Annotated in this window: 8 protein-coding genes; all 8 read left to right on the forward strand. The window is 25.8% G+C overall.

The window, feature by feature from the left end:
- Nucleotides 1–431 precede the first annotated feature (431 nt).
- Nucleotides 432–2,411, forward strand: a complete 1,980-nt coding sequence (locus GOQ29_RS05305; RefSeq protein WP_203371608.1) for a B12-binding domain-containing radical SAM protein — start codon at nucleotides 432–434, stop codon at nucleotides 2,409–2,411.
- A gap of 20 nt (nucleotides 2,412–2,431) precedes the next feature.
- Nucleotides 2,432–4,609, forward strand: coding sequence for a YcaO-like family protein (locus GOQ29_RS05310; protein WP_203371609.1), 2,178 nt, complete (start codon nucleotides 2,432–2,434; stop codon nucleotides 4,607–4,609).
- Between the two features lie 237 nt (nucleotides 4,610–4,846).
- The gene (locus GOQ29_RS05315; RefSeq protein ID WP_203371610.1) at nucleotides 4,847–5,134 is read left to right on the forward strand and encodes a transposase; all 288 of its coding nucleotides are present in this window, start codon (nucleotides 4,847–4,849) and stop codon (nucleotides 5,132–5,134) included.
- Nucleotides 5,135–5,184: 50 nt separating this feature from the next.
- Complete coding sequence (locus GOQ29_RS05320) at nucleotides 5,185–5,502, forward strand: transposase (RefSeq protein ID WP_203371611.1); 318 nt, start codon at nucleotides 5,185–5,187, stop codon at nucleotides 5,500–5,502.
- 208 nt (nucleotides 5,503–5,710) lie between these two features.
- Entirely contained in the window at nucleotides 5,711–7,513 is a 1,803-nt protein-coding gene (locus GOQ29_RS05325; RefSeq protein ID WP_203371612.1) for a B12-binding domain-containing radical SAM protein, read from the forward strand.
- 31 nt (nucleotides 7,514–7,544) lie between these two features.
- Nucleotides 7,545–8,774, forward strand: coding sequence for an MFS transporter (locus GOQ29_RS05330; RefSeq protein WP_203371613.1), 1,230 nt, complete (start codon nucleotides 7,545–7,547; stop codon nucleotides 8,772–8,774).
- 6 nt (nucleotides 8,775–8,780) lie between these two features.
- Nucleotides 8,781–9,389 carry a CPBP family intramembrane glutamic endopeptidase gene (locus GOQ29_RS05335; RefSeq protein ID WP_203371614.1) on the forward strand — a complete coding sequence of 203 codons (609 nt, stop codon included), beginning with the start codon at nucleotides 8,781–8,783 and terminating at the stop codon, nucleotides 9,387–9,389.
- A 113-nt stretch (nucleotides 9,390–9,502) separates the two neighbouring features.
- Nucleotides 9,503–9,892 (forward strand): GNAT family N-acetyltransferase, encoded by a 390-nt coding sequence (locus GOQ29_RS05340; RefSeq protein ID WP_203371615.1) that lies wholly within the window; start codon nucleotides 9,503–9,505, stop codon nucleotides 9,890–9,892.
- The last annotated feature ends 197 nt before the right edge of the window (nucleotides 9,893–10,089 follow it).

The raw sequence follows: 10,089 nt of genomic DNA on the forward strand, positions 1-10,089 counted from the left end.
AGAGTAGAAATCATTACAAATCTCTACTCTGAAAAAAGTCTAACTTTTTGGGGTCACCTTAAAATTATAGTTATTTTTTTTGATATATAGTGAATATAGTTTTGGTATAGTTTGAAATTTTTGAAAATTAGAAAAAGCACAATTATTCAAAAAATATCTTGACATATTAACAGGTTGCTTGTATTATATGAATAGAGAACCTATGAAAATGAAGTGGCTCTAAACATATTATACGAGAGGAGGTAATGTTGTGGATAATGAAAAAGAAGTATTAGAACTTGAAGAATTTATAATTGAAGAAGAAGAAGAAAAGATAATAGCTGTATCTATGCTAAGCACATCTTAATTAGATTGTTGTTATGTATTATCTATTTAGGAGAACTATAATTAGTTCTCCTAAATAGATAAATAAAAAAAGGTGGTATTAATGCATGATAGTTTTAATAAATGCTCCGCAATGGACATCTAATATGCCTCCTATTGCATTACCAGTATTAGCAGGTTATATAAGGAATCAAAATATTGATTGTAATATGTTAGATATAAACATATTATTTTATGACAAAATTCTTTCTAAGGATATTTTGAATAATTGTATTACTGAGATCAATAAAACAAGATATTCTAGTCTATCTGACAAAGAAAAAAATACTTTATTAGTATCTAACTTCACAATTGAGAATATTGAAAATGCAAAATCTATACTAAATGATAGAAATGCAGTATTTGATAAAAATAAATACTTATTTGCTGAAAGAATAATTTGTAATGCTTACGAAATTTTTAGTATATACACATCACCTATTTCAATTCATAACAACAGTATGAATTTTGATAAAGAATTTAAAGAGTTTGATCAAATACTTGAATATATAGAAGATTGTGAAGCAGTTAAAATCCTAGAAGGATACTACGAAGATATTATTACATGCGAATTAGATACAAAAGTTAGATTAGTAGGATTTTCTATTAATAATATAGCACAATTAATTAATTCTATTATAATATCTAAATTAATTAAAAGGAAATACAACGTTCACATTACTTTTGGAGGAGCTTTTTTATCCGCGAATAGTTCAGAATTAATAAAATGGAATAAATTATTTGATATTATAGACTCTATAATTTTATATGATGGAGAACATGCTCTAGTATCTTTATACAATAAAATAATTAATAATGAAGATTACTCATCAAACTTAAATACTATAATAAAAAATGATAATAAAATTATACAAAGTCCAAATTTAATAGTGGAAAGTCTAGATGATTTACCTTCTCCAGATTACGATGGTCTACCTATGGAAAAGTATTTATCTCCAGAGTTATTAATTTCACTTCCAGTATCTAGAGGTTGTTATGGTAATTGTAGTTTTTGTGGATATAAAAACAACTATTCAGCAAAATGGAGAGAAGAGTCTGTGGATATTGCTATCAAGAAAATAAAAGCGTTGAAACAAAAATATAATTCAAGGTATTTCTTTTTTTCGGTTGCAACAATGTCACCTAAAATGGCAAGGGAATTATCTAGCCAAATTATTGAAGAAAATTTAAATATAATATGGTCAACGGGTATTAGAATGGAAAAAGGTTTTGATAAAGAAACAATACAACTTATGTCTGAATCAGGATGTATGAGAGTTGATATAGGTGTAGAATCATCAAATCAACGTGTTTTAAACATGATGAACAAGTTTACCAAAATAGGTCATTATGATGAAATAATGAATAATATGCAATTATATGGTATTTTGCCTTATATATATATAATACGTGATTTCCCGACTGAAACAATTAAAGAATGGAACGATACACTTATCTTTCTAAATAAATGGAAAGATAGTATATTGGGATTTGCATATTATGATTTTATATTAAATTGCAATACTGATGTAATGGAAAAACCTAATGACTTTAATATAGTGATTATCGATAAATATGATAATGATAAAGCATGCTATATAAATAATGTTGCTTTTAAGGTAAATGGAGATGAGAAAAAAATACATAGAGAATATAAAGATAAATTAACTAAAGAATTCTTATTTAACCTAAGCTCTTTTGATATACTTGAAAATAATGTATTGAATAAGGCATACCATAAATTTTTAATTGGACAATATATACAAATTGAAGAAAATAGATATTTCAATGAAGAAAATAAGATTAGAGTTTCATTAAACTGTTCATATAATATAGGTAAAAATATAGATGTTATAAAATCAGGTAAAAATTATATATTGTTGAATTGTGAAACTGCAAAAAGGATTACTGTAACTAGTGTATTGTATTCAATAATTACTAGTGGTATTAATATAAAAGAAAATTTTAATATGACTAATGAAGTTGAAGAGAAGCTTTTTAAAAGTCTAAATATATTATTTAATGATGAATATATATATATTAAATAAAGAAAGCAGGATTGATGTATATGAAAGTATATAAGTATAAGGATAATAATACTAATTTTTTTAGAAGTTATAATAAAATACACCTGTCTTGTGGTAAATCATTCTTTAACTTTAGTTATGACGAACATCTATATAAGTTATTAAAGCTTATCAAATTTGGGTTTAGATTTCCAGAGGATTTTGAAAAAAATGAATTAAATGTAGATAATATTAAGAAATACTTGTATCATTTAGAAAATGTGAACATCGTAAACGTTTTTAAAACAGTTGCAATTATTGGAAAAAATGAAATTACATCGTCTTTAACTACTGAGTTATCAAAAAACTATTATGTTTCTAATTTAGAAGATATAGAAGATTTAGATAGATTAAAAAAATACGATTTAATAATATTTGTACAAAATAGTAACGTAAGTCCTCTCTATATACAAATAAATTCACTTTGTTTTAGATTAGAGATAGCAGTGTTGAATATAATTCCAAATGAAGATAACTTGTATGTAGGGCCATTAATTCGACCAAATAAATCTGCGTGTTTTGACTGTTTTAGTAAAAGGAAAATGATTAATAATCTTAATTTTCATATAGAAAATGCAAAAATTTATTATGCAGAAAATGGCAAAGAGTATGATAATAATATTATGACAGCATATTTTGATGGGTCTATGACTAAAAGTTTGATAAAGCTAGTGAATGAATATATTTCAATAATATTTAATAAAAATTTTGATTCTAATAAAAATAGCTTAAAAAATTATATCTATAAGGTAGATAAAAATGGAGACTATAAAAAGTTATACTACTACAAGACTCCTAACTGTAACTGTATCGAAGGCGTAGATAATTATATAGAAAATAAAATAACTAGCAGAGAAAAAACATTTGAGATTGAACAGACATTTATAAATTCTGAAGTTGGTATATTTAGAAAAATTCATAATGTAAGAGAGAGATTAAATAAGGATAATTTGTATTATTATACAATTGAAATACCAGATATATATAGCATAATGAATAAATCTAAACATTATTTAGAGAGATATTCATACGCAATAGCAGGGGGAGTGTCTATAAATGAAAATGCTGCATTAGGGAAAGCTATAGGTGAAGCAATGGAAAGGTATTCTTTAGCTTGTTACAATAAAAAAGATTTAATAAAAGATACTATAAACAATTTGAGAGGTAGAGGAAAAAAAGTAATCAACAATTTGAAATTATATTCTGATAATCAGTTTAAAAGAGACAATTTAAGATATAAAAAAATAGATGAGAATACTGATTATTATTGGACCGATGTAATTAATTATAAAGATAAGTCTAAATATTTTGCTCCTGCAAGTTTTATTTATTCTCATTATGATAGAATTAATGATACTAACTGCATTGGAAGATATTCCACTTCTGGTGCAGCATGTGGAATTACGGAAATGGATGCTATATACTCTGGAATTTTAGAATTAATTGAAAGAGATGCAACTACGATAACATGGTTAAATAAGCTAAATCCCCAAAAAATCAATTTAAAAGGACATTGTAGCGATGAAATTAATAAGTTGTTGTCCGTGTTGAAGGACGAAAATATTGAAGTACATTTATTTGATATCACATTAGATATAGATATACCTGTAGTACTTGGAGTTGGAATAAGAAAAGACAATGAAAAGTTGCCAATGGCGTTGATAGGCGCAGGGTGTAGACTAAATCCTTTGGATGCTACCATAAGAGCATTAGAGGAATTGGTTCAAGGTATAAGTCTAGGATGTTTTTGCAGTGATATAGAAAGTTTTTCTCCAGGAAATGAATTTGAAAATATAGTATCATTTGCAGACAGAGTAAGACTATTTGCTTTAAAGTCTAGTATACATGAATTAGATTTTTTACTTAATCAGATAGATGAGAAAAATATTAATGAGATAAAAACACTAGATACAGGGAATATTGAAGAAAATATTCAAATTTGTGTGGATAAATTAGATGCACAGAATATTGAAGTATTTTATAAGAATATTACACCGAGTGATATAAAAACTATAGGTTTTGAAGTTGTTAAGGTGATAATTCCGAAGTTAAATCAAATTGATGCAAATTACAGTGAAAGATTCCTGGGATGTGATAGAATTTATAATGTACCTGTAAAACTTGGATATAAAGAAAAGGAAGAAAGAAGTTTAAATAAATTTCCTCATCCTTTCCCATAGCATATACTAGTTAGTTTCACAATCTATACAAATCTAAAAGTAATATCTTTAGATGAATTGTTTTATCACAAGCAATTCATAAGAATCATATAAGTGTAGGTTAGAAGTAAGGCCATTACTTAAAAGATTTAAAATGATAGTATAAAATATCTTGTGTAAATAAAAATAGAAAAGTCACTCATATGCAGGTATAATGTAAAGTAATCAAACAAAACATTTACCAAGGAGAACTTCTCTATGACTTATGATATCAAAAATCTTAAAGAAATTCTATACAAAAATCTAGGCTTAGAAGAATTAATTATCAGTATGCTCAAAGAAATGATAGAAACTCTTATGAAATCAGAGCTTATTGAGCTGTTAAAATACGAGAAATACAGTTATGATGGTCACCATACTGGTAATTCTCGTAATGTTTACTATACCCGTAATTATGAAATAAAATATGGTAAAATTAATGACCTAAAAGTACCTGGAGATCGTAATAACGAGTTTGAACAACAATTAATTCCCCCCCCATGCTAAGCGGGATGATTGGATAGAAAACTTAATTATTAATAATGTATGCAAAGGGCATGTCTCCAAGAGAAATTGCTTCCCTTGGAACTAATGAAAGCTCCTATGTTTGGGAAGAAAATCTTCGCACAATTAATCGCACAATTAAATCATATAGCGTAGAAGAAATCCTCCTAGGGGTAATGGATGGACTCACAAGTTTTTCTAAAGTTTTTAACAGAGCATATCCGAAAACTGATATACAAAGCTACATTGTCTATAAGGTGCATTACTCCCTTAAGAGTATCCGTAAAAAAGATATTAGCGAGTTTGCCACTGATTTAAAAGAAATCTACGAATCTCCTAGCCTTGACCTAGCTAAAAACAGCTCTGGATGAATTTCAAGTCAAATGAGGAAAAGCCTACAAGCGTGTTGTAGATTCTTGGGTAAAGGCTGAGAATATTTTTACTTACTATAAATACACTGAATCTATCCGTTAGGCAATTTATACAACCAATATGAGATATAAGAGTGTAAGTTTTATAATACTATAGATTAAAGTATAAGTAAATTAACAGAACATAGTATATCAAGGTGGGATATATATGAAAAAAAAATGTAAAATGGTATATATAAAAGGAATCCCAGTGGGGGTTAGAAAGAGCCAAAGCTATCCTCTTGGATTGATATCAATAAGAAACTATGTATATAAGGATGAATTTCTTAAAAATAACCTTAATATTGATATTGATGTGTTTGACTTTTATGAAGAAGATGAAAAAATATTATTAAATTATTATAATGACAAACCAGATGTAATTGCCTTTTCGTGTTATATCTGGAATTATAATAGAATTTTAGAACTATCTAGAAAATTAAAACTAGTATTAACAGATACACTAATTTTATTTGGAGGACCACAAATACAAGATAGTAAAAAAGTATTAGAGTCTCAATCTCATGTAGATATTGTATCTGTAGGAGAAGGCGAAATAACTTTAAAAAATGTTTTTTACAGCATGTTTGAGAAAATTAAAATAAGTGATATTAAGGGAATTACTTATAGATATCAAGGTAATATAATCGATAATGGAAAAAATGAAATTATTGATAATTTAGATGATATACCATCTTTAATAGAAGATGAGTATATGTATGAAAATAAAATAGCTTTGTATGAAACTTCTAGAGGATGTCCTTTTGGATGTAAATACTGCTGTTGGTCAGAACGTAGAATGAGATATTATTCACTAGAAAGAGTAGAAGCTGATTTAAAGCGAATTTTTTCCTATGAACATATAGAACAATTATTTCTTATAGATTCAGAATTAGATATTGATATTAATAGAGCAAAAGAGGTAATTAAACTTGTGATAAAATATAATACTCGTAATATTTTAGTACAAGGATTCCTAGGTTTACATAAAGTAGATATGGAGTTATTAAAACTTTGTAAAATAGCAAACTTTAGATTTGGAATTGGTATACAATCTACAAATATAGAAACATTAAATAACTGTGGTCGAACATGGTTTAATAAAGATGTAATGGAAGATACTATTAAAAATGTTTTAAAGTTTTATGACAAAAATTTATTGGAGTTACAATTAATTATAGGGCTACCGGGGGATAATCTAGAAAAATTTAAGAGAAGTCTTCAATGGTGTCTTAAACTAGATATACGTAAAATTACTGCAAATAGGCTTATTGTTTTTCCAGGAACATATTTTTATAATAATAAAGATGAATTTGGTATAGTATTTGATAATGAACCTTATAATTTAATATATCAAAATTCAACTTATTCATATGAAGAAATAATAAAAAGTGAGGCTTTATTTAGAGGATTGACATTTATTCTTAGTTTATTGAGCCCTAAAGAGATTAGGGAAATTTCAACTGTTATAGATATATGGGTTATTTTAGATGGATTTGCGGAGAATATAATAAAAAATGGACTTTGTTTTGATAAAAGGCAGGAATATGACTTACCGAGTAAAGATTCACATGTTAGGCTAGTTAAATCACTATTAGATACTATAGAAGAAATTGATATAAAGAATGACTTTAAGATGCATCTCAAATTATTTTTTACAAACAAGTACGAGTATTTTTTATTCAAAAGTAATATAAGAGAGGGAATACTAGGTAAGAAATTTATATATTATAGAAATGTTAAAATTGAAGGCTCTAACCTTGTTTCTAATAAAAATACTTTAACATTTTGTATTTATAACCAAAGTAAGAATATCATAAAGAGTCTTACTTTAAATAATGAAGTATCAGAGATATTTAAAGAGTTATTAGAAAATCACTACTCTAATAATAAAGTATGTACAAAAAGTAATAACACAGAAATCAAAAGTAAGATTTTAGAGTACTTAATTCAAAATAATTATATTTCATAATTTAGATAGTATGGAAGGAGTAGTGATATATATGTTAAAAGGGTTAAGTCAGAAAAAACAATTATATAGTTTTATATTAGGAAATTTGGTATCTAGATTTGGTGACTCTATAGATATGATAGCATATACTTGGTTAGCATACGAAATTAGTGGTTCATATTTGTTATCTAGTATAGTGTTAGCGTTTAATGGGCTACCTGTTGTTATAATAGGTTTATTTGCGGGTGTATATTCAGATATTAAGAGTAAAAAAAATATTATGATGATTTGCGATATAGGAAGAATGGTAGGAACGATTACTATTTGTATTCTTTATCTTTTAAATCAGTTGAATATTTCACTATTGATAATTTTCACTATAGTAAATTCAACATTTGAAGCATTTTCAGATCCAGCAAGAAGATCTATTCCACCTTTAATAGTAGAAAAGGAAGAGCTTCTAAAAATAAATTCATGGTTAGGTATGTGTAAGAAAAGCGCTGAAATTTTAGGAATTGCTGCATCTGGGATTATAATCAAATATTTAGGTATTCAAGGGGCATTAATAATTGATTCAATTACATTTCTAGTATCTTTCTTAAGCTTGATTCCTATTAAGATACATTACGTAAAAATAGATACTAAATTAGATTTAAAAAATGTTATTAAAGATGCATACGATGGTTTTGTATATTTAAAAAGTAGCACAATAATTTTTTACACTACGCTATTAGCAACAATAGCTAATATATTTCTAGGTCCATTTAATCTTATGACAGCTAATTTTTCTGAGCAAGTTTTGAAACTTGGATCATCAGGACATTCTATTATTAATACTTGTTTTGCTTTAGGTGCAATATCTGGAAATTTCTTTTTAAGTAAAATCAAAAAAAGCTTGGACTCTAAATTAGAAAGACTTATATATTTAGGCTTTATATGTTTAAGTATTAGTTATTTATTATTATCGTTATCTTTTAACTTAATAACAGCGTGCTTAAGTTGTATAGCTTTAGGTATAAGCACTGTATTAGTAAGTGTACCATCTGTTACAATAATTCATAAAAGCACTGAAAAGAGTTATTTAGGCAGAGTATTATCTATAATAGCTACTATTTCATTGATGGCTATACCAGTATCTAATTTCATGATGGGATTTATATTAGAGCGATATACTATAAATAGTATTTTTATTTTTTCAAGTTTAATAATTTTTATTTCAACTTTGTTATTTTCAAATATGATAAAAAGACAGAAACAATCTATAAAAGAAATGAACAGGTAATAAATTATGAATAATACATACAATTTAATATTTCTTACAGTTTTTTATCTAATACATCTTATAGTTGCAAGGAATATTAAGGTAATTTATAAAAGACTTAAAAATTATTATTTAAGCCTTTTTCTAATATATTCAACTTATATTATTCCTACTTTAATATTTAGAACGATGCAAATTAGTATTTATTCAGGATTAAATTATTATGGGCTATTTATACTATTAATAATAATAATGTCATTACCAGGAGTTAAAAGCTATATAAAGTTTTGTAAAAATAGTAAGATGAAAAAATCTACTACAAAACAGAAGTTTACACGAATAAATGTAATTTTAATTGCTAGTGTATTTGAAGAATTATTCTTTAGAGGATACATTCAATATACATTATTTGCTCAATTTGGATTAGTTAGTGTACCTATTACAAGTCTTTTATTTATATTATCACATTATGTAAGTCCAACATCAAAATACTTTAATATCAAAGTTTATTTGTTACAGTTTACACTTAGTATTATATTGGGAGGATTTTATATTTGTACAGAGAATATATTATTATGTATATTAGGGCATCTAATTTTTAATTTGTCAGAGTTAGGTAAGATACTAAAGTCATAAAAAATTATAAATAGAGGTGAAATAAAATTGTTAAATTAAAAAATGCCGTTATAGAAGATATACCATTACTAGTTGAAGTATGTGAAGAAAATAATGAATTATATTCAGAAATCATGCCGAATTCTTTTAAAGTTCAAGCAGAGAAGTTTAAGGCTAATGGACTTCCTAAAAATTACAATGTCGAGATAGTATTAATTGACAATAACCCTATTGGATTTATTGGAACCACTATGATTTCAAATGATACTTTATATTTAACAGCATTATACATATTAAATGAGCATCAAAGGAAAGGTTATGGAGGACTGGTATTAAATATAATACAAAATAGATGTATTAAATGTAAAATTAAGAAAGTTATACTACGAGTACATAAATATGCTAAATGGGCAACTAATTTTTATTTGGCAAATGGATTCAAAATTATTGAAAAAGAAAAAATAAATGATTTAAAAATAATAGATAATACTGTTGCTATGAGTAAAACTATAAATATATTATAATTAAAGAAGCTCTTATGCTTCTTTTTTGTATAAGGGAGGCTACTAATAATGAATATTATAAATCAATCAGTAGAAATTGTATTTGGCAACAGATTTTTGGTTCTTTCCATAGTTAGTTGAATTTACGTATTTTTTAGTTAGTTGAATTTACGTATTTTTTCAAGTATAAGTATTTTCTTCCTTAGAGTTTCAAAATT

The organism is Anaeromonas gelatinilytica (assembly GCF_016820635.1).
Lineage (GTDB): Bacteria > Bacillota > Clostridia > Tissierellales > SIT17 > Anaeromonas > Anaeromonas gelatinilytica.

Bases quoted from the DNA above. Each gene is read 5' to 3' on its own strand.
- GOQ29_RS05305 (WP_203371608.1), top strand. From the start codon at position 432: ATGATAGTTTTAATAAATGCTCCGCAATGGACATCTAATATGCCTCCT.
- GOQ29_RS05310 (WP_203371609.1), top strand. From the start codon at position 2,432: ATGAAAGTATATAAGTATAAGGATAATAATACTAATTTTTTTAGAAGT.
- GOQ29_RS05315 (WP_203371610.1), top strand. From the start codon at position 4,847: ATGACTTATGATATCAAAAATCTTAAAGAAATTCTATACAAAAATCTA.
- GOQ29_RS05320 (WP_203371611.1), top strand. From the start codon at position 5,185: ATGTCTCCAAGAGAAATTGCTTCCCTTGGAACTAATGAAAGCTCCTAT.
- GOQ29_RS05325 (WP_203371612.1), top strand. From the start codon at position 5,711: ATGAAAAAAAAATGTAAAATGGTATATATAAAAGGAATCCCAGTGGGG.
- GOQ29_RS05330 (WP_203371613.1), top strand. From the start codon at position 7,545: ATGTTAAAAGGGTTAAGTCAGAAAAAACAATTATATAGTTTTATATTA.
- GOQ29_RS05335 (WP_203371614.1), top strand. From the start codon at position 8,781: ATGAATAATACATACAATTTAATATTTCTTACAGTTTTTTATCTAATA.
- GOQ29_RS05340 (WP_203371615.1), top strand. From the start codon at position 9,503: ATGCCGAATTCTTTTAAAGTTCAAGCAGAGAAGTTTAAGGCTAATGGA.